Genomic DNA, 22,210 nt, shown 5'->3' with positions numbered 1-22,210 from the left:
TGAATATAAAGGGTTTCGACTTCGCTCAACCTGACAAAATGTTCAGAAATAAAAAAACATTAAAAGTGTAGTAAAGTAATTTTTGCTACACTTTTTTATTTAGAGAAATCTGAAATGTAGTTCCTTTTCCAATTTCAGAATGTAAAACTTTTATTTTGCCGCTATGATATTCCTCAACGATTCGTTTGGTTAAAGAAAGTCCCAATCCCCAACCGCGTTTTTTAGTTGTAAAACCAGGTTCGAAAATGGTTTTAAACTGGTTTTTAGCAATTCCTGTTCCCGAATCCTTTACGTTTATTTTTACATGATGTGCATCTTGTTCAATTCGAAGATCTAAGCTGCCTTTTCCCTTCATGGCATCAATAGCATTTTTGACTAAATTTTCGATCGTCCAGCTGTGCAGCGTTGGATTTATCATGACTAAAATAGGTTCTTTTGGAGCATTATAGGAAAAAGTAACCTGTTTAGAAAAACGGGATTGCAAGTATTCATAAGTACGCAATGTTTCCGTAATAATATCATGTTGTTCTAAAACAGGAACCGATCCAATTTTAGAAAAACGATCCGTAATGGTTTGCAATCGCTCGATATCTTTTTCTATTTCAGTCGTTATAGACTGATCAATTTCTTCTGTTTTTAATATTTCGACCCAGCCAATTAAAGAAGATAAAGGCGTCCCAATTTGATGTGCGGTTTCTTTGGCCATTCCCGCCCAGAGTTTATTTTGGGTTGCCATTTTGTTACTTCTGTAAAAGTTATAAATCAGAGCGCCAAACAAAAAGATAATCAGTAATAAAGCTACCGGATAGTACTTGAGTTTGTTAAGTAATGCCGAGTTTCCGTAATAAACTTCCTGATGTTTTCCCGGTGCGTATTCGATTATGATGGGCTCATTTTCGCTTTTTAAACTATTCAGGTAAGACATTGATTTCTTTTTGTCTGCCAGAACTTCTTCAGGAACATTTACAGAACTAATCACTTTGTTATACATGGTAAGCATAACAGGAACCGAAGTGTTGTTGTTTAAAATATCGAGAGGTAAATCTAAATCAGTATTTTCATCTGCGTTAACCAATGTCTTTTGCGCATTCGCCCAAAGATTCATCTTTAGTCTTTCTTCGTTTTTAAAAATTTGAAAAAAAGTATAAGTGTTCCAAAGAATCAACGAAATGATTAAAAAGGAAATAAAAATAATAATCCAACGGGTTGTATTTCTTCTTTCGGAAAAAGACATAAATATTTTTTTGTGGTATAAATATAACGAAATAAACACATTTAATATTTTATAAACAGCTAAAGATTTTTTGTTTTTAAATCTAAAACTATTTCTTTTGAATAAACCATTTCTCTACTTTTGCAGTTACCAAAATGAGATTTGGTAAAAAAGAAAATTCTATGATTAGTATCGATCCTAAAGAAATACCAACGGCAAAACTGCAGGGTTATTTGCAAAGTGCTGTAGGGCCAAGGCCTATTGCATTTGCAAGTACCATTAGTACAAAAGGAATCCCGAATTTGTCGCCATTTAGTTTCTTTAATGTGTTCAGTGCCAATCCGCCAATTTTGGTTTTTTCGCCGGCACGTCGTGTACGTGATAATACTGTAAAACATACCTTAATCAATGCAGAGGCGACCCGCGAAGTGGTGATTAATGTTGTCAATTATGATATTGTACAGCAAACCTCATTGGCAAGTACAGAATATGGAGAAGGGGTAAACGAATTTATCAAAGCAGGATTAACACAAATCCCTTCGGATTTTGTTAAACCTTATCGCGTAAAAGAGTCGCCGGTGCAGTTTGAATGCAAAGTCACGCAGATTATTCCGTTAGGAAATCAGGGCGGAGCAGGGAATTTGATTCTTTGTGAAGTAGTAAAAATTCACATTCACGAAGCTATTTTAGATGAAAACGGAGCCATCGATCAGCATAAAATTGATCTGGTTTCGAGATTAGGAAGTAACTGGTATTCAAGATCGAATGAAGGACTTTTTGAAGTGCCAAAACCCTTAACAACGCTGGGGGTTGGAGTAGATGTGATCCCGAATCATATTAGGCAAAGTCCCGTTTTTAACGGAAATGACCTGGGTAAATTAGGTAACATTGAAGCCTTGCCTACAACGGAAGAAGTTAGTATATTTGTGAAAGAAAACTTTTCAGTAAAAGGAGTATTAAGTTCCGATGATCAGGAAAAGGTGCACTTAGAAGCGAAAAAATATCTCAATAAAGATGATATTTCATCGGCATGGAAAGTGCTTTTAGCAAAGAAATAGAGAAAAGAAACAATAATTAATATAGAAGAAGATGGAAGTTACAGGAAAAGTAAAAGTGGTTAACCCAGAGCAACAAGTTAGTGCTGCATTCAAAAAAAGAGAGTTGGTTGTTACCACAGATGAGCAGTATCCACAGCATATTTTGATCGAATTTACACAAGATAAATGCGATTTATTAAGTAGCTACAAGCAAGGTGAGGCCGTAAAAGTTTCTATCAATTTAAGAGGAAGAGAATGGGTTAATCCACAAGGAGAAACCAGATATTTCAATAGTATTCAAGGTTGGAGAATCGAAAGATTAGCACCAGAAGGTCCTGGACAAACTCCAGCTATGCCAGCTGCAGAAGCTTTTGCTCCGGCAACTAACTTAAACGAAGACGAACCAGACGATTTACCGTTCTAAAAGTTTAAAATTCAAAAAATAAATTCCAAATTCCAATTCATAAATATGCAATTGGGGTTTGGAATTTTTTGTATTGAAGACTCAACGCATTTTATGTCATTCCGAAGAATGAGGAATCTTCGTTTACAGCATCCGCAATGTTTGATGCAATGTTGTCATTTCGAGGAACGAGAAATCACACACGAAAATCGTCAAAAAATATCGATAATTGTGAGCAACTAGTGCGATTTCTCCCTTCGGTCGAAATGACAAGATTGTGTACATAAACCTTTGTCAAAGTTCAAAACTTTGACAAAGGTTTACTCAACGCTTGGAATTTGGAATTTAAAAATTTTGGAATTTAAAAAATGTACTACGTATTCAACGATTTATTTTTTCCTCCGGTTTCAGAGTCTGATGAAGAAGGAATTTTGGCCATTGGTGGCGACTTAGATCCGGAACGATTGAAGTTGGCTTACAAAAGCGGAATTTTTCCTTGGTTTAATGAAGGAGATCCAATTCTTTGGTGGTCACCGGATCCAAGAATGGTTTTGTTTCTGGATGAATTGATTGTGTCTAAAAGTATGCGTAATATCCTGAATAGAAATCAGTTTAAAGTTACGTTTAATCAAAACTTTGCGGCTGTTATTTCGAATTGCCAGAATATAAAACGTGATGGTCAGAACGGAACCTGGATTTCAAACGAAATGATTGATGCTTATTGTAAACTGAACGAACAGGGAATTGCAAAGTCTGTTGAGGTTTGGCAAGATGAGGTTCTTGTTGGAGGTTTGTACGGAATAGATTTAGGCCATGTTTTTTGTGGAGAAAGTATGTTTTCAAAAGTGTCAAATGCTTCAAAAGTAGCTTTTATTGCTTTGGTTAATCATCTAAAAAAAGAAAATTATAAACTTTTAGATTGTCAGGTTTATAATCCGCATTTAGAAAGTTTAGGTTGCCGCGAAATCGATCGTGAAGAATTTATGTCTATTATAGAAAATAAGGAATAATGAGCGCAGTTTACAGTGTAAAAGAAATTTATATCTACCCAATAAAAAGTCTGGCCGGAATTAGCTGTCAAAATGCTTTAGCCGAAGAAATGGGATTCGAAAATGACCGCAGATGGATGTTGATCGATGCTGAAGATCAAATGATAACGCAAAGAGAACATCGCATTATGAGTCAGTTTTATCCGCAAATTTCAGACGGAAAAATCAGTATTACTTTTCAGGATCAAAAGCATGAATTTTCTATTGAGGAACATTTAGAAAATTCTATAGCAGTGAATGTCTGGGATGATAAAAGTGAAGTTATAGAAGTAAATAAATCCACTTCTAAATGGTTTAGCCAACATTTAGGTTTTGAATGTAAATTGGTTAAAATCATTAAAAACGGAGATCGCAAACACGAAAGTTCGAAACTAAAAGAAACCTTCAATGTAAGTCTTGCCGATGGTTATCCGTATTTAATGATAGGAAGTCAAAGTTTAGATTTTCTAAATGAAAAATTAACGGATAAAATTACCGTTTTAAGATTCCGTCCTAACATCGTAATCAGTAGTCAAAGTCCGCATGAAGAAGATGATTTTACAACTTTTAAAATAGGAGAAGTTCAGTTTAAAAACATAAAACCCTGCGGAAGATGCATTATGGTGAATAATGATCCTGACAATGGTAAATTAAAAAAAGAACCTCTGAAAACCTTAAGTAAATACAGAAATGTAAACAATTCAGTTCTATTCGGGACCAATATTGTGAGTTTAAATTCAGGAATTATTAATGTTGGGGATGAAATTGTTATCTAGAAATTCAGTTTTGTAAAGTTCCAGTTTAAGGTATTAAAAAGCACCAATTCATTTTTTAAAGTAGGTAAATCCAGAATTAATTTAAGGGTTTCGTGCGCCATCATAGTACCAATCATGCCAGGTAAGGTTCCTAAAACGCCATTTAAATTACAATTCGGGACATCTTTTGGATCTGGCATTTCGGGAAATAAATCACGTAAATTTTTACTTCCGTTATGATTGAAAACGGCAACCTGTCCTTCAAATTTTAAAATACTTCCGTAAACTAACGGTTTTTGTAAAGTCACACAAGTATCGTTAACCAAATAACGGGTGGTGAAATTATCGCAACCATCTACCACAATATCATATTGTTCAATGATTTTTGATGCATTTTCTAAAGTCAGTTTTTCAGTAATAGCTTCCACTTTTATCAAGGGATTTAATTCTGAAAGAACTTCTTTGGCAACAACAGCTTTCAGTTGACCAATTTCATTTTCGGTATATAAAATCTGACGATGCAAATTGTGAATTTCGATCCTATCAAAATCAATAATGCCAATACAACCAACTCCGGCAGTCGAAATATATTGCAAAATCGGACAGCCTAAACCTCCGGCACCAATAACCAAAACTTTAGCTTTTTTTAGTTTTTCCTGTCCTTCGTCACCAATTTCGGGTAGAATAGTTTGTCTGTTATAGCGGAGGAATTCTTGTATAATACTCATTTTGTAATTTTAGATTGTTGATTTTAGATTTTAGATTGTTGAAATAGGATTAAAAAAATCAGAAATCTAAAATCTAAAATTTGAAATAAAATTTCTGTCCCAATCTTTCCAAACAGGTTCATAGCCTGAGTTTGTTATAATTTGGGCAATTTCTTTTGCAGAACGTTCATCACTGATTTCAAATTGTTCCAAAGATTGCGGATCAACGACATAACCACCCGGATTGGTTTTAGAACCCGCGCTCATACTTGTAACGCCAATTGGAATAATATTGTTTCTGAATTTCTCATTTTCACGGGTCGAAATAGAGATTTCAAGATCTTCATTCCATAAACGATATGCGCAAATAAGTTGGGTCAGATCTTTATCATCCATAATAAAATTAGGTTCGATAATGCCTTCGGCAGGACGTAATCTGGGGAAAGAAACAGAATATTTCGTTTGCCAATATTTCTTCTGAAGATAATCCAGATGCAAAGCATTAAAAAAACTATCTGTTCGCCAGTCTTCCAATCCTAATAAAACGCCCAAACCTATTTTGTGAATTCCAGCTGTTCCAATTCTGTCAGGCGTTTCTAATCGATAATCGAAATTTGATTTTTTGCCTTTTGTATGATACTTTTTATAAACCTCCTGATGATACGTTTCCTGATAAACTAAAACCGAATAAACACCAGCTTCATGCAATCGCTCATAATCTTCGGTAGAAAGCGGTTGAACTTCAACTGAAATAATCGAAAACTCTTTTCGTATTAAAGCAATGGCATTCAGGAAATAATTAATGTTTACGGTATAATTGGCTTCGCCTGTAACCAATAAAACGTGATCGAACCCAAGGTCTTTTAAAGCTTCTACTTCAAGTTTAATTTCTGCATCAGAAAGGGTTTTTCGTTTGATTTTATTGTCTAAACTAAAGCCGCAATAAGTACAGATGTTTTGGCATTCGTTGCTTAAATACAGCGGCGCATACATTTGAATGGTTTTTCCGAAACGTTTTTTGGTGATTTCATGGCATTCCTGCGCCATTTGCTCCAGATAATTTTGTGCAACAGGAGAAATCAAAGCCAAAAAGTCATCGAGATTTCGTTTGGTTTTAGATAAAGAGCATTCTACATCTTTTGATGTGGTTTGGTATATTTTAGATTGAATAGTATCCCAATCATAGTTCTCAAAAACCGATTTGAATGTTTTCATTGGATTGTGTTTTAACTGCGAGTTTTTTTACCGCAAAGTGCGCTAAGATTTACGCAAAGTTCGCTAAGCTTTGTGTTCTTTATGTTTGTCTAAAAGTTCGCAAAGCTTAGCGAACTTTGCGAAAAAACCTTGCGAACTTTGCGGTTAAATTATTCGTAAAGAAATGATGTCAAAGGACTAGAAGCCACAGCATAATTATGCTGATTCGGAATACGCGCTTCAAAAGCTTTTCGGCCAGCAATAACAGCTTCCTTAAAAGCCTCCGCCATTAATTTCGGATTTCCGGCTACGGCAATTGCTGTGTTTACCAAAACAGCATCGGCACCAATTTCCATTGCTTTTGCAGCGTCAGATGGTGCGCCAATTCCGGCGTCTACAATTACGGGAACATTGCTTTGTTCGATTATAATTTCGAGGAAATCGATTGTTTTAAGACCTTTATTGCTTCCAATTGGCGAACCTAAAGGCATAACAGCCGAAGTTCCTGCATTCTCTAAATGTTTGCATAAAACAGGATCAGCGTGAATATAAGGCAGAACAAAGAAACCAAGTTTGGCCAGTTCTTCTGTTGCTTTTAAGGTTTCAATAGGATCCGGCATTAAGTATTTAGGATCCGGATGAATTTCTAGTTTCAGCCAGTTTGTTTCTAAAGCTTCTCTCGCTAATTGTGCTGCAAAAACGGCTTCTTTGGCATTTCTTGCGCCCGAAGTATTCGGTAATAAATGAATATTAGGATGTTGTAAGTGTGATAATATAGCATCCGTTTCTGTCTCTAAATCAATGCGTTTTAGGGCAACAGTTACTAACTCACTTTCTGAGGCTAAAATAGCTTCTTCCATTTCAAGGTTCGAACCAAATTTACCCGTGCCTAAAAATAGGCGGGAGGTTAAGGTTTTGTCTCCAATTTTAAACAATGACGTTTGCATATAACTTTTCGTTTAATTGTTGAATTAATTTTTTCTTTTGATCGCTGTTTGTAATCATTCCTGAAACTGCAATGCCATGAATTCTTGTTTCCATTAACGGACTTATATCTTTTAAATCGATTCCTCCAATGGCATACACCGGGATTTCTATTTTGTTTTTTTTCATTTTTTCAAGAATATCAAAATACCCTGATAAACCTAAAATGGGACTTAATTTCTCTTTTGTACTGGTGAATCTAAATGGCCCTAAACCAATATAATCACAACCATTTTTCACGTGATTTTCGATGTCTTCAAACGTATTGGCAGTTCCTCCAATGATTTTGGTACTGCCTAAAATGGCTCTGGCTTCCTCTATTTTCATGTCTGTGAGTCCTAAATGCACGCCGTCGGCAGCAATTTGTTGTGCGAGATAAAGATTGTCGTTTACAATAAAGTTGGCGAGATATTCTTCGCATAAAAATTTTACGGCTTCCGCCAATGCAAAAGTGTCTTTTGCGGTTTGATTTTTAAATCGCATTTGTACCCAATCGCAACCAGCGTCTAATGCCTGATGAATATTGTACAATTGTTCTTCGATTGTATTTCCTTGTGAGATGTATTGCAATTTATGGTACATAGTGATATCCGATTAAATTTGAAGTTGAACTCAGGTATTTTTCGATGTAGGTTTTAGCATTCTTACACGCTTCGATTAGGGGAAAATTCAAAGCTAAATTTGCTGTAATTGCAGATGATAATACACAGCCGGAACCGTGTTTTTCAAAACATTTTTCTTTGGACGGAAGCAAATCAATAATTTCATTTTTAAAAAATAAACGATCTGTTCCTGTTTCAAAAGGATTATGTCCGCCTTTTAGTAAAACAGAAGTTGGAATTTGATTTTGTAACCAAAGTTTCTCTGAAATAAATCTCGGAAACAAAACCTCCATTTCGTTGTAATTAGGTGTAATCAAATCTATTTTAGATAAAACCTGATTTAAGTCGGATTGATCTTTCATCTTCATAAATTCAAATTTTGTAGTCGATTTTAAAACCGGATCCCAAATAATTTTTGTTGCTGGAGATAAGGTTTTTATCGTCGAAAAAATTTGGTTTAAATAATCTAACGAAGGAATTATTCCAATTTTTACAGATTGAATATTATAGTTTTTAAACAAGGTTTCGATCGATCGAATTACAAAATTCAAGTTTGTCCATTCAATGTCAAAAAACTCATTTTCGGTCTGGATGGTATTCGCGGTCGTAATCGCAAATCCGGTAACCTGATGTTGCTCAAATGTTTTGACATCAGCCAAAACACCTGCACCGCCAGTTGGGTCAAAACCTGCTATACTGAGTACGAAAGGGCGATTTGTTGACATAATTTAAATTGTTTTATTGGGTTTTCGTTATTCCAGATACTTCCTAAAAGAGCTACATCATCAAAACCGTTTTCAAGTGCTTTTTGAATGTTTTTAGAGTCGATTCCGCCTAAAGCAATGACTTTTGTATTGTGGTTTGTTCTTGACTGTAAAGCTTTAAAAAGGTTTGTTTTTGGATGATAATCTTCTTTAGAAATACTTGTGAAAACAGGACTTAAAAAAGCATAATCAAAATCATTTTCTAAGGAATTAAAATCCTCAATAGAGTGCGTCGATGTTGAAAATATCTTTTGATTCGAACGAATTGAAAAACTATTTTCTCTGTTCTTTTCGGAAAAATGAATTCTTTTAATCCCGAAATCTTCGGCTAAATCGTGATGTTTATGTACTACCAAACGATCCCGATATTCGGGTTTTATCTGATGAATAAACTCAACCATTTCGATCGCAGAAAAATTGGGTTTCCTGATATGAAGCAAAGACAATCCTTCCTTAAACAAGGAATCTATACTACTGATTTCGTTTGCAATTGCAGAAGGATTGGTAATTACGATCATAGTCTTTCTTCTTTACTCTATTTTCTAACCTCTTCTTAAATATAAATCTCTTTTCCTTGCTCGATAAACTCTTCTGATTTCTCCTGCATTCCTTTTTCGGCAGCAGCGACATCGCGTATTTCCTGAGAGATTTTCATAGAGCAGAATTTTGGTCCGCACATTGAACAGAAATGCGCCACTTTTGCGCCATCAGCAGGAAGGGTTTCATCATGAAATTCTCTTGCGGTATCTGGATCTAATGATAAATTAAACTGATCTTCCCAACGGAATTCAAAACGGGCTTTACTTAACGCATTGTCGCGATATTGTGCTCCCGGATGACCTTTGGCTAAATCTGCGGCATGGGCAGAAATTTTATAGGTGATAACACCATCTTTTACGTCTTTTTTATTGGGTAAACCAAGGTGTTCTTTTGGTGTTACATAACACAACATAGCGCAACCGTACCAACCAATCATAGCGGCTCCAATTGCCGATGTAATATGATCGTAACCTGGTGCAATATCAGTCGTTAATGGCCCTAAAGTATAGAAAGGTGCTTCATGACAATGTTCTAATTGTTTGTCCATGTTTTCTTTGATCATGTGCATAGGCACGTGACCCGGACCTTCTATAAAAACCTGTACATCATGTTTCCATGCAATTTTGGTTAGTTCTCCAAGAGTTTCCAATTCGGCAAATTGAGCTGCGTCGTTAGCATCTGCAATCGAACCCGGACGTAGACCATCTCCTAAAGAAAAGGCTACATCATATTGTTTCATGATTTCGCAGATTTCTTCGAAATGCGTGTATAAAAAGTTTTCTTTATGATGGAATAAACACCATTTTGCCATGATCGATCCGCCACGAGAAACGATTCCGGTAACGCGATCTGCGGTTAAATGAATATAACGCAATAAAACTCCGGCGTGAATGGTGAAATACGAAACACCTTGTTCTGCCTGTTCGATCAAAGTATCGCGGAAAACTTCCCAGGTTAAATCTTCGGCGATTCCTTTTACTTTTTCTAAAGCCTGATAAATTGGAACGGTACCAATTGGAACCGGTGAATTACGAATAATCCATTCTCTGGTTTCGTGAATATTTTTTCCTGTCGATAAATCCATAATCGTGTCAGCTCCCCAGCGGCAAGCCCAAACAGCTTTCTCTACTTCTTCTTCGATGCTCGATGTTACAGCACTGTTCCCAATATTGGCGTTGATTTTTACAAGGAAATTACGCCCCACTATCATGGGTTCGCTTTCGGGATGGTTGATGTTGTTAGGGATAATGGCTCTTCCGCAAGCTACTTCGCTACGAACAAATTCGGGCGTGATTTTACTTTTTGGCGTGTTGGCTCCAAAACTATGTCCGTCGTGCTGGCATCGCATCGCTTTGGTTTGTTCGTTTAGCAATTCGATACGCTGATTTTCACGGATGGCAATATATTCCATTTCCGGAGTTATTATACCTTGTTTTGCGTAGTATAATTGTGTTACGTTGGCGCCTTTTTTGGCACGTTTTGGCTGATGTAAATATTCGAAACGAAGATGATTTAGGGTTTCATCTTTTAATCGGGTTTGTCCGTAATCTGATGTGATTTCGTTTAGAATTTCGACATCATTTCGGATTAAAATCCATTCTTCTCTTAATCTTGGTAATCCTTTGCGAATGTCAATTTCGATATTAGGATCGGTGTATGGTCCTGAAGTGTCGTAAACTGTTACGGATGGATTTTTCTCGATTCCGCCATTAGAAAGTTTGGTGTCGCTAAGTACTACTTCGCGCATGGCTACTTCTATTGGGTGAATTTCGCCTTTTACATAAACTTTCTTGGAATTAGGAAAAGGGGTTCTGGAGATTTGTTCTTCTGTAGTCATAGCTTGTGAGATGTATGTTGTAAAATGTGAGATGTAAAAATGTAACTGTCAATTGTAGAGACGCACAGCAGTACGTCTTTTTCAGGTGTTCTTCTGTGTGTTTTTTTTAATTGGAATTTGGAATTTGGAATTTATTTTTTGGAGTTTGTTTTTTTCTGCCAGGGATAGAAGTGAAAAGCCCGTAAAGGAGAAAACCGTAAAAAAATAAGGATTAGGAAAGCGACCAACGGAAGCTTTGCTAAGACTATATTTTTTGGGTTGACGACTGCGGACTTGAAACGGATAGCCCGTTTAGGCAGCCGTATTATCCTCCTTGTGTTGCTGAAATAATTAAGATTTCGTCGGTTTCGTGTACGAGATGTTGGTTCCAGTTCGTTTTTGGAACAACGGTGTTGTTGATGGCAACGGCGATTCCGTTTTGTTTGTGCGGAATTTCGAGATCGAGCAATGATTGAACGCTTAGCGATTCAGCATTGAAATGTTTTGTTTGTTGATTGATTTTTAGTTCCATTCCTTTGTTTTTTTTGGTTTATCTAAGATTCACTCGGGTGAATCTATACCTTAGGAATGGCTACAATTGCGCATAGAAATGCGCGCAGAAGTCATCTTACTTTTCCCTACGCTAGTATGAACTAGATCAGGTTCAGAGGGTAAAATCTCAGCCTACAAAGTTGTAGACACCCCTAAAGTGTGAAGCAAATATATGTAATTTTTGTTTAAAAGTTTCAGGTTTCAAGTTTCAGGTTCAAAAAAACTGAAAACTGCGACTGTGACTGCAAACTATTTTTCCTTTCGGGTAAAGCAATCTTCGATATGATCGTTGACCATTCCGGTGGCTTGCATGTGCGCGTAAATTACGGTTGAGCCTACGAATTTAAAGCCTCTTTTTTTTAAATCTTTACTGATTTCGTCTGAAAGTGGAGTAGTGGCGGGAACGTCTTTTAATGTTTTGGGATTGTTGTTGATGGGTTTTCCGTTGGTGAATTTCCAGATATACGTAGAGAAACTGCCAAATTTTTCCTGAATTTTCATGAAGGCCTGAGCGTTTGTAACTGCTGAACGGATTTTTAATTTGTTGCGAATAATTCCGGTGTCCTGAAGTAATGCTTCGATTTTTTCTTCGGGATACTGGGCTATTTTTTTATAATCAAAATGATCAAAAGCTGTTCTGAAATTTTCTCTTTTGTTTAGAATCGTGATCCAGCTTAATCCTGCCTGAAAAGTTTCGAGAATTAAGAACTCGAATAATGACTCATCGTCGTAAACGGGTTTACCCCATTCTTCGTCATGGTATTTTTTGTATAAATCGCTGGCAGAACACCAACCGCATCGTATTAGATCTGTATTTTCCATTATTTTCCAATTTTCCAGTGATACCCTTTTACAGAAGGAATATAGGCTGAGTTCCCGATGATAATTAAATCGTTGTAAATCTTTTTGTTGTATTTTATTCCGATTGCTTTTCCCGAGGTGTACATTTTGTTGGCTTCGAATTTTATCTTCATTCGCGCATCTGTAAATTTAGCATCCGAAATTTTTTCGACAAACCAGGTCGATTTCCATTTAATGGCAATTTCGTCTTCGGCAGTTTTAGTAATGCTTTTTATTAATTTCACGCCTTCTTTCGGGATGTTATGATCTTCGATTAATTCTTTTTGGGTTAATGTTTCTCCAGTTTTACAAGTCAAAAGTAATTTTCTAAAATAGCTAAAACCTTTGAGTTTTTCGTTATTCGGATTTTCTATTTCAATACTGTCTTTTACAATGCTTGCTTCTTCTGTAATGGCTTTGTTGTTTTTTATTTTCTTTGGCACAAATGTTTTTGTAATCGAATCTGTAACCGCTGTTATGGTTTCGGCTGTACTTTTTGAAATGTCTTTTATTTTATCGGAAATGCTTGTGGTTGATTGTAATATTTTTTCGCGATCATTTTTATTACAACTAATAAGAAGACAGAAAACGAAAACTAGTACAATTAGATTTTGATTTTTCATTCGATAGTATCTTCTTTTTTCTCTGCAGATTTCTCTTCGTCAAGATATTTTTTAATTAAATGATGTCCAACATAAATCAGCGGAGTCAATAAAATAGCTATCGTTAATTTGAATGTGTAGCCAATTAAAGCAGAGGAAAGAAAGGTGTCGAAATTGATTTTTCCGGGTAACCAAAAGGCAATTCCGAGTACAATAAAGGAATCAAATAGTTGCGAAACTACAGTTGATCCGGTAGTTCTAAGCCAAATTTTTCTTTCTCCGGTTCGTCTTTTAAAGAACCAGAAAATCCAAACATCAATTAATTGAGATGCCATAAAGGCGATTAAGCTACCTACAATTATCCACATACTTTGCCCAAAAACAGCTAGAAATTGCTCGTCGTTTACGGGGCTAATTCCTTTTGCAGCCGGAATTACAATTGCCATAAATAGTATTAGAAAAGCATAAGCGATTAGACAAGCGGTAATAAAAGATAGTTTTTTTACTCCTTTTTCGCCAAAATATTCATTGATTAAATCTGTAGTTAAAAAAACGACAGGCCAGGGCAAAATACCAATACTCATAACAAATGGTCCAATCTGAATTAATTTTCCTCCAATTAGTTCAGCGACAACGGCATTCGTTATGAAAATTCCTGCCAGAACGACAAAAACAATTTCTTTTCGGGTTTTAAACATGTGATGTGGTAAATGATGTGCCAAATTTAAACTATTTCTTTTATAATTGAGAATGGATAATTATTAAATTAAATAGGGTGTGAGGTAAATGTGAAAGTTAAAATTTTATTTTGAATGCTGATTTTTAGTTACATTTGAAACAATAACATGTTTTATTTTATTTTAAATCAAATTAATGATAATGAAGAAATTAATTACAATTTTTCTCATGGGGACAACTTTATTTACGGCCACTGCGCAAAACAATTCTGATAATCCATTGTTGAAAAAATGGACAGGTCCTTATGGTGGAGTTCCTGCTTTTAATGAGTACAAGGTTTCAGATTTTAAACCAGCACTTGAATTTGCGATTCAGGAAAAACTAAACGAGGTTGATGCTATTGCAAATAATCCGAAAGCACCAACTTTTGATAATACAATTGCTGCTTTAGAGCGTTCAGGAAAAACAATATCCAGAATTTATACCGTTTACGGAATTTATGGTTCTACTTTAAGTACTCCGGAATTTGACGCTGTCGAAACAGAAATGTCTCCTAAACTTTCTGCTTTTAATGACAAAGTTTTACAAAATAAAAAATTATTTACCAGAATAGAGACTTTGTACAACTCAAAAGAAAGCAAAAAACTTACTAGTGAGCAACAACGTTTGATTTGGTTGTACTATACTGATTTTGTTCGTGAAGGAGCTAAATTAAGTGTGCAGGACAAAGAAAAAGTAGCTAAGATTAATCAGGAACTGGCGAGTCTTTTTACTAAATTCAGTCAAAATTTATTGGCAGAAGAGCACAATCAATATGTAGCTTTAAAAACCGAAAGTGATTTTGATGGTTTACCGGCTGAAGTAAAAAATGCTGCAATTGCTGAAGCAAAAAGTAGAAAATTAGATGTTCTGGGTTGTGTTGCAAATACACGTTCGTCTATTGAACCATTTTTAACTTTCTCAACTCGTAGAGATTTAAGAGAAAAAGCATTTGACATTTTTGTTAAGCGTGGTGATAATGGTAATGCAAATGATAACAACGCTACATTAGTTTCTATCTTGCAATTGCGTACTCAAAAAGCAAAATTGTTAGGTTTCCCTACTTTTGCTGATTGGAGTTTGTCTAACAAAATGGCAAAAGATCCTAAGAAAACAATAGATTTAATGATGTCCGTTTGGGAGCCAGCTGTAGAAAAAGTACATCAGGATGTTGCCGAAATGCAAAAGATTGTTGATGCCGAAGGTGGTAAATTTAAAATTCAGCCTTGGGATTACCGTTATTATGCTGAAAAAGTTAGAAAAGCAAAATACGATTTAGATCAAAATGAGGTGAAACCTTATTTGCAATTAGAAAACTTACGTGAAGGTATGTTTTGGGTTGCGGGAGAATTATTCAATTTAAGTTTCAAACAAATTAAAGACGTTCCGGTTTACCATCCAGATGTACGCGTTTGGGAAGTAAGCAACAAGTTAACCGGTAAAGTTGTTGGATTATGGTATTTTGATCCTTATGCACGTGCAGGAAAACGTTCTGGTGCATGGATGAATGCATATCGTGATCAGCAAAGAATGGATGGTGAGGTTTTGACCATTGTATCTAATAACTGTAATTTTATAAAAGGAACAGGAAACGAGCCGGTTTTAATTTCTTGGGAAGATGCAACAACTCTTTTTCATGAATTTGGGCACGCGCTTCACGGATTATGTTCTAATGTAACGTATCCAAGTCTTGCAGGAACATCTGTTGCAAGAGATTATGTAGAGTTCCCGTCTCAATTATTAGAGCACTGGTTGGCTACTCCTGAGGTATTGAATAAATTTGCTTTAAATTATAAAACAAATCAACCATTGCCACAATCATTAGTAGACAGAATCGAAAAAGCGTCTAATTTTGGTGAAGGTTTCTCTACTGTAGAAACAATTTCTAGTTCTTTGATCGATATGAAGCTACATTTAACGACTTCGCCTATTGATCCTCATAAATTCGAAAAAGAGACATTAGAGGCGCTTCGTATGCCGTCAGAAATTGTTATGCGTCATAGAATTCCTCAATTCGGCCATATTTTCTCTGGTGATGGTTATGCTGCCGGATATTATAGCTATTTATGGGCTGATGTTATCAATGCAGATGCTTGGGAAGCTTTTACAGAAGGAAAAGGCCCTTATGATAAAGATGTCGCAAAACGTCTTTATGATAATGTTTTTAGCGTAGGAAACACTATCGATCAGGAGAAAGCTTATGAAAACTTTAGAGGCAGAGCTCCTAAATCTGATGCTTTAATGCGTGCAAGAAATTTTCCGATTAAGGATAAAAAATAAGAGATTAAATTTTTAATGAAATCCCTGCATATTATTTTATGCAGGGATTTTTTTGTTAGGTTTAGGATTGATTTTTTTACATATTTTAAATAGCTGATTTACTAGAAGCTTTGTCAAAGTTTTAAACTTTGACAAAGCTCTTTTGAAAACTATTAAAGCAAAAAAAAGCCCTGAATAAATAAATATTCAGGGCTTTTTATATTGAAATAATATATTAACCTAAAGTAACTCTTTTGAAACCTGTGATTTCAACGTTGAATCCTTTAACGTAATCACCAACTTTTTTACTATCATCTTTGATAAAGTTTTGATCTAACAAAGCTTTCTCTTGATCTAAAGTAGTGTTGTCAGAGATAAAACGTTGCACTTTTCCTGGGATAATTTTGTCCCAAATTTGCTCTGGTTTACCTTCAGCTTTTAATTCAGCTTTAGCATCTTCTTCAGCTTGTTTTAAAACTTCTTCAGTCAATTGAGAGAAAGAAATATATTTAGGAACATTTTTTAAAGTTTTTCCTAAACGTTTAGCTTCTTCATTATCTTTTTCGATTACAGCAATACGAGCAGCAAGTTCAGATTCAACAAAAGCAGGATCAAAATCTTTGTAAGATAATGTATCAGCTCCCATAGAAGCTACTTGCATAGAAACATCTTTAGTTAAAACGTCAGCGTTAGGAATTGCAGCAGAAATTGCAGTTAATGCAGCAATTTTGTTAACGTGAACATAAGATCCAACGAAAGCACCTTCTAAAATTTCGAAACCACCGATTTCGATTTTTTCTCCGATAACTCCAGTTTGCTCGATTAATTTTTCAGCAACAGTAATTCCGTTGAAATCTGAAGCTAAAAATTCTTCTTTAGAAGAGAAGTTAATAGCTTTTTCTACTAATTCTTTAGCTAAAGTTACGAAAGCCTCATTTTTACCTACGAAATCAGTTTCGCAGTTTAAAGTGATGATAGCTCCTTTAGTATTGTCAGCATTGATAAAAGAAACAGCAGCTCCTTCAGAAGACTCACGGTCAGAACGGTTAGCAGCAACTTTTTGTCCTTTTTCTCTAAGGACTTGTATAGCTTTATCGAAATCTCCGTCAGCCTCAACTAAAGCTTTTTTACAGTCCATCATTCCGGCACCTGTAGATTGTCTTAATTTATTTACGTCTGCAGCAGTAATTGTTGCCATAATATTTTGAATTTTAATGTTAAAAGTAAAAATTCCATCTTTTAAATTCTAAACTCCAATTTTATTAAATTATCAACATAACGTTTTTAATTTGTGTTTGGATTTTAGAATTTAAAATTTGGAATTTAAATTTGATTTATTCTTCAGTTGCAGGAGCAGCAGCTTCAACAGCTGGCGCAGCTTCTACAGCAGGAGCAGCAGTAGCTTCTTCTGTTGTAGCTTCAGTTTCTTTGTCAGAACCTCTGTCAGAAAGACCGTCGATTACAGCAGCAGTAACTAAAGATAAAATTTTGTCAATTGATTTAGAAGCATCATCATTTGCAGGAATAACGTAATCAACCTCTCTTGGGTCAGAATTCGTATCAACCATTGCGAAAACTGGAATGTTTAATTTTTGTGCTTCTTTTATTGCGATATGTTCAGCTTTGATATCTACTACGAACAATGCAGCTGGTAGTCTAGACATGTCAGCAATTGAACCTAAGTTTTTCTCTAGTTTCGCACGTAGACGATCAACTTGCAAACGCTCTTTTTTAGATAACGTCATGAAAGTACCATCTTTCTTCATTTTATCAATAGAAGACATTTTTTTAACTGCCTTTCTGATAGTTACAAAGTTAGTTAGCATTCCACCAGGCCATCTTTCAGTGATGTAAGGCATGTTTGCAGCTTTTGCTTTTTCAGCAACGATGTCTTTTGCTTGTTTTTTGGTAGCTACGAATAAGATTTTTCTACCTGATGCAGCGATTTTTTTCAAAGCTTCGTTAGCTTCTTCAATTTTAGCTGCAGTTTTATATAGATTGATAATGTGAATACCATTACGCTCCATATAAATGTAAGGGGCCATGTTTGGGTCCCATTTTCTAGTCATGTGTCCAAAGTGAACACCTGCTTCTAGTAAGTCTTTTACTTCTATTTTGTTTGCCATTTTTGTACTAGTTTACGTTCTGTTGATTAGCAATGTATAAATGGCGGTTTCCCAGGCTTTATACATTTAGATGCTAAACTATTTCCTACCTCGATAGGAGAGCAACAACAACTGTGTTTTTTAATTTCAATAAATAATTGATCATGTCTTGTCCTAATTGAACAAGACAGGTAATATTAACGTTTAGAGAATTGGAATCTCTTACGAGCTTTCTTCTGACCGAATTTCTTACGTTCAACCATTCTTGGATCTCTTGTTAATAAACCTTCTGGTTTAAGGATACCTCTGTTTTCAGCATTTACTTCACACATAACACGTGCTAATGCCATTCTTACAGCTTCTGCCTGACCAGTTGAACCACCTCCGTAAACGTTTACTTTTACATCAAAGTTGTTTACATTTTCTGTCATAGACAATGGTTGTAAAACTTTGTATTGTAAAGTTGCAGTTGGAAAGTAAGTTGCGAATTCTTTTTTGTTTACAGTGATTTTTCCTGTTCCTTCAGAAACATATACACGTGCAACAGCGGTTTTTCTTCTACCGATTTTGTGAATAACTCCCATTACTTAAGATCGTTTAGGTTAACAGTTCTAGGTTTTTGAGCTCCTTGTTTGTGCTCAGATCCTACAACAACATTTAGATTTCTAAAAAGTTCAGCACCTAATTTATTTTTAGGTAACATTCCTTTTACAGCTTTTTCTACTAATAATGCAGGGTTTTTAGATTGCAATACTTTAGCAGTTAAAGTTCTTTGTCCTCCTGGGTAACCTGTATGACGCATGTAAATTTTGTCATTCATTTTTGTACCTGTAAGGTTAATTTTTTCTGAGTTGATAACAATTACGTTATCTCCACAGTCAACGTGTGGTGTGTAACTTGGCTTGTACTTACCTCTTAAGATCATTGCAACCTTTGAAGCAAGACGACCTAAGTTATGACCCTCTGCATCAACAACAATCCACTCTTTAGTTACAGTGGCTTTGCTAGCTGAAATTGTCTTGTAGCTTAATGCGTCCATAATATTATTTTAATTAAACATTCCATCCCCAATAAATGGGATGCAAAAGTACAATTAATTATTTTAAAACCAAATACCTTAAAAGAATATTTTATATGCTGAAAATCAGCGTGTCAGTTTTGTATTTAAAACAATAAAAAAAAAACACCTTCACAATAACGCGAAGGTGGTTCAATATTTAGAATTGTTTTTGCTAAACAATGAATAAATTGGCAATATCAACAACTTGTTGTGTGTTAAGTGGCTCGTCGTAAGCTTCTGATCCTGCGGCAGCTCCAAATGCTGCGGCAGTGTTGAATCCTGCCTGAACAGTTACTCCTTCGCCAGCATAAACTGCTTGTGTTGCAGATGGCATTCCTGCGCCTCTTTCGTCATTTGTAATCCATCCTTTTAATCCGCGTAGTCTTCGTACTTCAGAGGCATGACGCGCTTCTACAGAATGAATTTGTAGTGCAGCAGTCAATAAGTCCGGTGTAGAAATTAAATTTCCTGCCTGACCTTTGTATGCTCTTACTCCTGTGTCTTCAAAAGCTTGTGCCAATGCTAAAAAGGTTTGATAGTTGCCAAACGGATCAAAAGCTCCGCCAACGGTAAAATCAAAAGTAGGTTTAGCAACGAAGTTTGCGCCTCCCGGTCCTCCTAATCCTGCAATTAAAAATTTAACATGACTTGACTCATGTGCTGCTATTTGCTGAAAAACTTTTAAATCCCGCCCGCCATTTTCTGATGCAGGAATTACTCCTGAATCTAATGCCATAGCATAAAATTCGTTTTCCAGGTATTCTAAGGTCAATGCAAATTGCAAAGCTCCGATAGGTGTAGCCGGTGTTGCAGTAATATCTTTTGCTAATGCTTTATTAGCCATAGCAGATAATCCAAATGGGATTGATGCATATGCCAAAGTTTTTCCTATGTTTCCAAACTGATTAAAACTATCTCTTCTAGAGCCAGTGCTTCTCATTAAGCTGTCATCAGTAAATGTTTCTATAAATTTTAAAATATTCATAATTTCTAAGTTTTAGCTAGTTAAGATTAAGGTAAATATTTGGCAGTAAATTTTGTAGTAATGAAACCTCCGGCAATTGGTAAAATTTTAGAAGGATCTTTAGCAACATCCAAACCAGTTGATGTACTTATAATATCATCACCAGCAAAATCCTTAGAATTAGGATTGATCAAACTTCTAATAGCGGATGCATGTCGGGCTTCTACCGAAACAATTTTTCCTGCTAATAGTAAATAGTCGGCGCTTTTAATTAGTTTTCCGGCTCCATTATAAGCAGCAACTCCTGTATCTTCTAAAGCTTTTGCTGTAGCAAGAACTTCAGTACGGCTGTTGAAATTTAAAGAACCATAATTAAAAGCTAAAGTAGGAAGTAATTGCGCACTTGGATTTGGTAGTGCCCCGGATAAAGCAGCTTTGAAAAAATCTCTGTGAATTACTTCGTGATGATACAAATCAGTTAGAACCTGACGTTCAATATCATTAAATGTAGTATTAAAACTTGTAGAGTTTACAACTTTAGTATAAAAGTCGGCTTCTAGTTGTTCAAGAGCATACGCATAAGTTAATACTCCAAAATCTCCAGAGCCTAAATCAAAAACACCATTTTTTACACCTGGTAATGATGTGTCTTCCATATCGTTATCATGATCATTGTCGCTGCAGCCAGCTATTACAAGACCTGCGCCTGCTAGTGCTAAGCCACTGAGCTTTAAGAAGCTCCTTCTGTTATTCAATGAAGGATCAACTTCATGAATTTTAACTTCGTTTTTCATAATCTAGGTTTTTTAAAAAAGGTTAATAACATGTATTAAGTTATTAACGTAATTTTAAGAGAGGCGGTTTTGAAAAATGGCACTATTTTAAAATTATTTTAAAAAGACCTTACAAATTCAAATACTGGTAGGTGTTTTTTGTTTTATTTTAGGTAATTCTACTATATTTGTATTAATTACATAAAAATTATTTTTAAATGAAAGCTAAAGCAACTCTAAAACAAATTGCGAAAGAATTAGGTGTTTCTGTTTCTACAGTTTCTAAGGCGTTAAATGACAGTCCGGAGATTAGTGAGCAAACGAAGGTGAAGATTAAGGAGTATGCCAAACTCAAAAATTATAAGCCGAATGTTATTGGTTTAAATTTAAAGAACCGTAAAACGAAAACAATTGGTGTAATTATACCTAATATATTAAACTCCTTTTTTGCTAAGGTGTTTAGTGGTATCGAAAAAGTAGCCGATAAAAAAGGATATAACGTAATTACATGTATTTCGAACGAATCTTTAGAGAAAGAAATTCATACGCTTGAAATGTTGAGTAACGGAACAATTGACGGATTCATTTTGTCTGTTTCTGAAGAGGCTCAAAAATTACAGGACTATACTCATTTCTCTGCAATTATAAACGACGGAACTCCAATCGTGATGTTTGATCGTATTGCTGATGAAGTAGAATGTGATAAAGTGGTAGTTGATGATTTCGATTCGGCTTTAAATTCAACGCAGCATTTGATTAATTTAGGATGTAAAAATATCGCCTTAATTTCTTCGGTTGATAATTTAAGTGTTGGAAAATTAAGAGCAGATGGATATTTAAAAGCTTTGGCTGATAATAATATTCCGGTAAACGAAAAAATTATTCTACGTACCGATTCTGAGGATGATATGAAAGCTAAAATTGATGCTATTTTCGATAACAAAATCGACGCTATTTTTGCTTTGGATGAAAATGATTCAGTTGCTGCATTACGTGTGAGTTTGAAAAAAGGATATAAAGTTCCTGAAGATATTTCGATCATTGGTTTTGCCGATGGAATTTTAGCTTCAAGACGTTTATCACCAAGTTTAACAACCGTAAGTCAACACGGAATCGAAATTGGAGAAGTTGCCGCTAAGCAATTGATTAAACGTTTAGAAGAGTCTGAAGAAGAAACTTCTGATTACGAAACTATCGTTATTAAGACGAAGTTGAAAGAAAGAGAATCGACTAGAAAAAAATAAAACACAATATGTGTATAAAAAAAGACTATCCGAAAGGATAGTCTTTTTTTT

At 35.2% G+C, this 22,210-nt stretch carries 24 protein-coding genes and 1 riboswitch; of the genes, 6 read left to right on the top strand and 18 right to left on the bottom strand.

Translation table 11 applies throughout. From position 1 onward, the window contains the following. Window positions 1–85 precede the first annotated feature (85 nt). Window positions 86–1,234 (bottom strand): sensor histidine kinase, encoded by a 1,149-nt coding sequence (locus tag FLACOL7796_RS02260; RefSeq protein ID WP_173969210.1) that lies wholly within the window; start codon window positions 1,232–1,234, stop codon window positions 86–88. A gap of 161 nt (window positions 1,235–1,395) precedes the next feature. Here FLACOL7796_RS02260 and FLACOL7796_RS02255 point away from each other — a divergent pair, with 161 nt between their 5' ends. The 4 genes from FLACOL7796_RS02255 to FLACOL7796_RS02240 all read left to right on the top strand — a co-directional run bounded on the left by FLACOL7796_RS02255 (window position 1,396) and on the right by FLACOL7796_RS02240 (window position 4,457). Continuing rightward, the gene (locus tag FLACOL7796_RS02255; protein WP_173969209.1) at window positions 1,396–2,271 is read left to right on the top strand and encodes a flavin reductase family protein; all 876 of its coding nucleotides are present in this window, start codon (window positions 1,396–1,398) and stop codon (window positions 2,269–2,271) included. A gap of 31 nt (window positions 2,272–2,302) precedes the next feature. Continuing rightward, window positions 2,303–2,674, top strand: coding sequence for a DUF3127 domain-containing protein (locus FLACOL7796_RS02250; RefSeq protein ID WP_121322382.1), 372 nt, complete (start codon window positions 2,303–2,305; stop codon window positions 2,672–2,674). Window positions 2,675–3,021: 347 nt separating this feature from the next. Then, window positions 3,022–3,663: a leucyl/phenylalanyl-tRNA--protein transferase gene (gene aat, locus FLACOL7796_RS02245; protein WP_173969208.1), complete on the top strand. Its 642-nt coding sequence runs from the start codon at window positions 3,022–3,024 to the stop codon at window positions 3,661–3,663. Next, window positions 3,663–4,457, top strand: coding sequence for an MOSC domain-containing protein (locus tag FLACOL7796_RS02240; protein ID WP_173969207.1), 795 nt, complete (start codon window positions 3,663–3,665; stop codon window positions 4,455–4,457). Before aat ends, FLACOL7796_RS02240 begins: the two co-directional genes overlap by 1 nt. Here the strand turns inward: FLACOL7796_RS02240 and FLACOL7796_RS02235 are convergent. The 11 genes from FLACOL7796_RS02235 to FLACOL7796_RS02185 form a co-directional block, all read right to left on the bottom strand. Beyond that, window positions 4,454–5,164: a HesA/MoeB/ThiF family protein gene (locus FLACOL7796_RS02235; protein ID WP_173969206.1), complete on the bottom strand. Its 711-nt coding sequence runs from the start codon at window positions 5,162–5,164 to the stop codon at window positions 4,454–4,456. The genes FLACOL7796_RS02240 and FLACOL7796_RS02235 overlap by 4 nt on opposite strands. A 66-nt stretch (window positions 5,165–5,230) precedes the next feature. Then, window positions 5,231–6,358, bottom strand: a complete 1,128-nt coding sequence (gene thiH / locus FLACOL7796_RS02230) for a 2-iminoacetate synthase ThiH (RefSeq protein ID WP_173969205.1) — start codon at window positions 6,356–6,358, stop codon at window positions 5,231–5,233. 149 nt (window positions 6,359–6,507) lie between these two features. Continuing rightward, window positions 6,508–7,284: a thiazole synthase gene (locus FLACOL7796_RS02225; protein ID WP_317168312.1), complete on the bottom strand. Its 777-nt coding sequence runs from the start codon at window positions 7,282–7,284 to the stop codon at window positions 6,508–6,510. Further along, entirely contained in the window at window positions 7,265–7,903 is a 639-nt protein-coding gene (locus FLACOL7796_RS02220; protein WP_173969204.1) for a thiamine phosphate synthase, read from the bottom strand. Before FLACOL7796_RS02220 ends, FLACOL7796_RS02225 begins: the two co-directional genes overlap by 20 nt. Then, window positions 7,893–8,648, bottom strand: a complete 756-nt coding sequence (locus tag FLACOL7796_RS02215) for a hydroxymethylpyrimidine/phosphomethylpyrimidine kinase (protein WP_173969203.1) — start codon at window positions 8,646–8,648, stop codon at window positions 7,893–7,895. Before FLACOL7796_RS02215 ends, FLACOL7796_RS02220 begins: the two co-directional genes overlap by 11 nt. After that, window positions 8,615–9,205: a thiamine phosphate synthase gene (locus tag FLACOL7796_RS02210; RefSeq protein WP_173969202.1), complete on the bottom strand. Its 591-nt coding sequence runs from the start codon at window positions 9,203–9,205 to the stop codon at window positions 8,615–8,617. Before FLACOL7796_RS02210 ends, FLACOL7796_RS02215 begins: the two co-directional genes overlap by 34 nt. 35 nt (window positions 9,206–9,240) lie before the next feature. Continuing rightward, the gene (thiC, locus tag FLACOL7796_RS02205) at window positions 9,241–11,064 is read right to left on the bottom strand and encodes a phosphomethylpyrimidine synthase ThiC (protein ID WP_173969201.1); all 1,824 of its coding nucleotides are present in this window, start codon (window positions 11,062–11,064) and stop codon (window positions 9,241–9,243) included. Window positions 11,065–11,368: 304 nt separating this feature from the next. Next, window positions 11,369–11,575, bottom strand: coding sequence for a sulfur carrier protein ThiS (gene thiS / locus FLACOL7796_RS02200; protein ID WP_173969200.1), 207 nt, complete (start codon window positions 11,573–11,575; stop codon window positions 11,369–11,371). 86 nt (window positions 11,576–11,661) lie between these two features. Next, window positions 11,662–11,759, bottom strand: a riboswitch (TPP riboswitch). 85 nt (window positions 11,760–11,844) lie between these two features. Continuing rightward, a complete protein-coding gene (locus tag FLACOL7796_RS02195) occupies window positions 11,845–12,417 on the bottom strand; it encodes a DNA-3-methyladenine glycosylase I (RefSeq protein ID WP_173969199.1) in 573 nt (190 codons plus the stop codon). Further along, window positions 12,417–13,058 (bottom strand): hypothetical protein, encoded by a 642-nt coding sequence (locus FLACOL7796_RS02190; RefSeq protein ID WP_173969198.1) that lies wholly within the window; start codon window positions 13,056–13,058, stop codon window positions 12,417–12,419. Before FLACOL7796_RS02190 ends, FLACOL7796_RS02195 begins: the two co-directional genes overlap by 1 nt. Then, window positions 13,055–13,735 carry a queuosine precursor transporter gene (locus tag FLACOL7796_RS02185; protein WP_173969239.1) on the bottom strand — a complete coding sequence of 227 codons (681 nt, stop codon included), beginning with the start codon at window positions 13,733–13,735 and terminating at the stop codon, window positions 13,055–13,057. Before FLACOL7796_RS02185 ends, FLACOL7796_RS02190 begins: the two co-directional genes overlap by 4 nt. Window positions 13,736–13,916: 181 nt before the next feature. Between FLACOL7796_RS02185 and FLACOL7796_RS02180 the strand changes: the two genes are divergently transcribed. Continuing rightward, a complete protein-coding gene (locus FLACOL7796_RS02180; RefSeq protein WP_173969197.1) occupies window positions 13,917–16,034 on the top strand; it encodes a M3 family metallopeptidase in 2,118 nt (705 codons plus the stop codon). Between the two features lie 214 nt (window positions 16,035–16,248). On the opposite strand, the gene tsf is transcribed toward FLACOL7796_RS02180, so the two are convergent. The 6 genes from tsf to FLACOL7796_RS02150 all read right to left on the bottom strand — a co-directional run bounded on the left by tsf (window position 16,249) and on the right by FLACOL7796_RS02150 (window position 20,936). After that, a complete protein-coding gene (gene tsf, locus FLACOL7796_RS02175) occupies window positions 16,249–17,211 on the bottom strand; it encodes a translation elongation factor Ts (protein ID WP_173969196.1) in 963 nt (320 codons plus the stop codon). A 136-nt stretch (window positions 17,212–17,347) separates the two neighbouring features. Further along, window positions 17,348–18,139 (bottom strand): 30S ribosomal protein S2, encoded by a 792-nt coding sequence (gene rpsB / locus FLACOL7796_RS02170; RefSeq protein ID WP_083693453.1) that lies wholly within the window; start codon window positions 18,137–18,139, stop codon window positions 17,348–17,350. A 176-nt stretch (window positions 18,140–18,315) separates the two neighbouring features. Continuing rightward, window positions 18,316–18,702, bottom strand: a complete 387-nt coding sequence (gene rpsI / locus FLACOL7796_RS02165) for a 30S ribosomal protein S9 (protein ID WP_099710716.1) — start codon at window positions 18,700–18,702, stop codon at window positions 18,316–18,318. Continuing rightward, a complete protein-coding gene (gene rplM / locus FLACOL7796_RS02160) occupies window positions 18,702–19,157 on the bottom strand; it encodes a 50S ribosomal protein L13 (protein ID WP_007808911.1) in 456 nt (151 codons plus the stop codon). The genes rpsI and rplM overlap by 1 nt, the downstream gene beginning before the upstream one ends. Window positions 19,158–19,350: 193 nt before the next feature. After that, complete coding sequence (locus FLACOL7796_RS02155) at window positions 19,351–20,163, bottom strand: ferritin-like domain-containing protein (RefSeq protein ID WP_173969195.1); 813 nt, start codon at window positions 20,161–20,163, stop codon at window positions 19,351–19,353. Between the two features lie 26 nt (window positions 20,164–20,189). Beyond that, on the bottom strand, window positions 20,190–20,936 hold the full coding sequence (locus FLACOL7796_RS02150) for a ferritin-like domain-containing protein (RefSeq protein ID WP_173969194.1): 747 nt from the start codon (window positions 20,934–20,936) through the stop codon (window positions 20,190–20,192). A 197-nt stretch (window positions 20,937–21,133) separates the two neighbouring features. On the opposite strand from FLACOL7796_RS02150, the gene FLACOL7796_RS02145 reads away from it, so the two are divergent. After that, a complete protein-coding gene (locus FLACOL7796_RS02145; RefSeq protein ID WP_173969193.1) occupies window positions 21,134–22,159 on the top strand; it encodes a LacI family DNA-binding transcriptional regulator in 1,026 nt (341 codons plus the stop codon). Window positions 22,160–22,210 lie beyond the last annotated feature (51 nt).

It is taken from the genome of Flavobacterium bizetiae, from assembly GCF_902804475.1.
GTDB classification, from domain to species: domain Bacteria; phylum Bacteroidota; class Bacteroidia; order Flavobacteriales; family Flavobacteriaceae; genus Flavobacterium; species Flavobacterium bizetiae.
The sequence above is the reverse complement of the archived record's forward strand: the minus strand, read 5'-3'. Positions and strand labels throughout refer to the sequence as shown.

Excerpts from the sequence above, each read along its gene's own strand:
- FLACOL7796_RS02240 (WP_173969207.1), top strand. The coding sequence starts at position 3,663 with ATGAGCGCAGTTTACAGTGTAAAAGAAATTTATATCTACCCAATAAAA.
- FLACOL7796_RS02145 (WP_173969193.1), top strand. The coding sequence starts at position 21,134 with ATGAAAGCTAAAGCAACTCTAAAACAAATTGCGAAAGAATTAGGTGTT.
- thiS (WP_173969200.1), bottom strand. The coding sequence starts at position 11,575 with ATGGAACTAAAAATCAATCAACAAACAAAACATTTCAATGCTGAATCG.
- thiC (WP_173969201.1), bottom strand. The coding sequence starts at position 11,064 with ATGACTACAGAAGAACAAATCTCCAGAACCCCTTTTCCTAATTCCAAG.
- FLACOL7796_RS02190 (WP_173969198.1), bottom strand. The coding sequence starts at position 13,058 with ATGAAAAATCAAAATCTAATTGTACTAGTTTTCGTTTTCTGTCTTCTT.
- FLACOL7796_RS02150 (WP_173969194.1), bottom strand. The coding sequence starts at position 20,936 with ATGAAAAACGAAGTTAAAATTCATGAAGTTGATCCTTCATTGAATAAC.
- FLACOL7796_RS02185 (WP_173969239.1), bottom strand. The coding sequence starts at position 13,735 with ATGTTTAAAACCCGAAAAGAAATTGTTTTTGTCGTTCTGGCAGGAATT.
- aat (WP_173969208.1), top strand. The coding sequence starts at position 3,022 with ATGTACTACGTATTCAACGATTTATTTTTTCCTCCGGTTTCAGAGTCT.
- rplM (WP_007808911.1), bottom strand. The coding sequence starts at position 19,157 with ATGGACGCATTAAGCTACAAGACAATTTCAGCTAGCAAAGCCACTGTA.
- FLACOL7796_RS02215 (WP_173969203.1), bottom strand. The coding sequence starts at position 8,648 with ATGTCAACAAATCGCCCTTTCGTACTCAGTATAGCAGGTTTTGACCCA.
- rpsI (WP_099710716.1), bottom strand. The coding sequence starts at position 18,702 with ATGGGAGTTATTCACAAAATCGGTAGAAGAAAAACCGCTGTTGCACGT.
- FLACOL7796_RS02260 (WP_173969210.1), bottom strand. The coding sequence starts at position 1,234 with ATGTCTTTTTCCGAAAGAAGAAATACAACCCGTTGGATTATTATTTTT.
- thiH (WP_173969205.1), bottom strand. The coding sequence starts at position 6,358 with ATGAAAACATTCAAATCGGTTTTTGAGAACTATGATTGGGATACTATT.
- FLACOL7796_RS02255 (WP_173969209.1), top strand. The coding sequence starts at position 1,396 with ATGATTAGTATCGATCCTAAAGAAATACCAACGGCAAAACTGCAGGGT.
- tsf (WP_173969196.1), bottom strand. The coding sequence starts at position 17,211 with ATGGCAACAATTACTGCTGCAGACGTAAATAAATTAAGACAATCTACA.
- FLACOL7796_RS02235 (WP_173969206.1), bottom strand. The coding sequence starts at position 5,164 with ATGAGTATTATACAAGAATTCCTCCGCTATAACAGACAAACTATTCTA.
- FLACOL7796_RS02195 (WP_173969199.1), bottom strand. The coding sequence starts at position 12,417 with ATGGAAAATACAGATCTAATACGATGCGGTTGGTGTTCTGCCAGCGAT.
- FLACOL7796_RS02225 (WP_317168312.1), bottom strand. The coding sequence starts at position 7,284 with ATGCAAACGTCATTGTTTAAAATTGGAGACAAAACCTTAACCTCCCGC.
- FLACOL7796_RS02220 (WP_173969204.1), bottom strand. The coding sequence starts at position 7,903 with ATGTACCATAAATTGCAATACATCTCACAAGGAAATACAATCGAAGAA.
- FLACOL7796_RS02250 (WP_121322382.1), top strand. The coding sequence starts at position 2,303 with ATGGAAGTTACAGGAAAAGTAAAAGTGGTTAACCCAGAGCAACAAGTT.
- FLACOL7796_RS02180 (WP_173969197.1), top strand. The coding sequence starts at position 13,917 with ATGAAGAAATTAATTACAATTTTTCTCATGGGGACAACTTTATTTACG.
- FLACOL7796_RS02210 (WP_173969202.1), bottom strand. The coding sequence starts at position 9,205 with ATGATCGTAATTACCAATCCTTCTGCAATTGCAAACGAAATCAGTAGT.
- rpsB (WP_083693453.1), bottom strand. The coding sequence starts at position 18,139 with ATGGCAAACAAAATAGAAGTAAAAGACTTACTAGAAGCAGGTGTTCAC.
- FLACOL7796_RS02155 (WP_173969195.1), bottom strand. The coding sequence starts at position 20,163 with ATGAATATTTTAAAATTTATAGAAACATTTACTGATGACAGCTTAATG.